Source organism: Methylibium sp. T29, assembly GCF_000576205.1.
GTDB lineage: Bacteria > Pseudomonadota > Gammaproteobacteria > Burkholderiales > Burkholderiaceae_C > Methylibium > Methylibium petroleiphilum.
Genome location: NZ_AZND01000535.1, coordinates 1 through 1,043 on the forward strand (window position 1 = coordinate 1; position 1,043 = coordinate 1,043).

General features: G+C 65.6%; 1 pseudogene. It reads left to right on the top strand.

The features are described 5' to 3' along the window. Positions 1–83: 83 nt before the first annotated feature. Positions 84–1,036, top strand: a pseudogene (locus x551_RS22630) (IS1595 family transposase). Positions 1,037–1,043 lie beyond the last annotated feature (7 nt).

Genomic DNA, 1,043 nt, shown 5'->3' on the forward strand with positions numbered 1-1,043 from the left:
CTTGATTAGCGACGAACCTCAGCCGGCTCACGTGGTGAGCTACCGAGGGTTGAAGATGGGTTCACCGCCACAGGAGGTGAACCATGACGATGAACCGAGTGCAGTTTCAAGCTGGACTTTCGATGGCCGAATTCATGAACCGCTACGGCAGCGAGGAGAAGTGCGAGGCGGCGCCGATCGCCTCGCGGTGGCCGGCGGGCTTTGCCTGTCCGGCATGCGGTTGCGGCCAGAACAGCTCGTTTCGGCGCGAGGGCCGGCTGTACTTTCAGTGCGCCGCGTGCCGCCACCAGTGCAGCGTCATCAGCGGGACGATCTTCGAGGCCACCAAGCTGGGGCTGTCGCGCTGGTTCCTGGCCATGCACCTGCTGACCCAGTCCAAGAACAACGTCGCCGCGCTCGAGCTGATGCGCCACCTGGGCGTTTGCTACAAGACCGCCTGGCTGGTCAAGCACAAGCTCATGGAGGTCATGCGCGTGCGCGAGGACGCCCGCCAGCTCGAGGGCCGAGTGGAGATTGACGACGCCTACCTGGGCGGCGAGCGCTCGGGCGGCAAGGCCGGGCGAGGCTCGCAGAACAAGGTGCCGTTCGTCGCCGCGGTGCAGACCACGCCCGACGGCCAGCCGCAGTTCGTGTGCTTGCGCCAGCAACCGTTCACGCACGAGGAGGTGGCGGTGTTCGCCGCACGCTCGATCGCGCCCTCGGCCACCGTCGTCTCCGACGGCCTGTGGTGCTTCGGCGCCGTGCAGATCGTCGGGGCCGAGCACGAGCGCGTGGTCACCGGCGGCGGCAAGGCCAGCACCGAGTTGCCGCAGTTCAAGGCGATCAACACCTTCCTGGGCAACCTCAAGCGCTCGCTCAGCGGTACTTACCACGCCTTCGACTTCGCCAAGTACGCCCATCGCTATCTCGCCGAGGCCCAATACCGATTCAACCGTCGATTCAATCTGGCTCCATCCTGGTTCGCCTGCTTCGCGCCGCTTGCCTTTCAATCCCGGCCCCGGCGCACGTCATTCGTGTGGCTGAGGTTGGTCGCTAATCAGGAG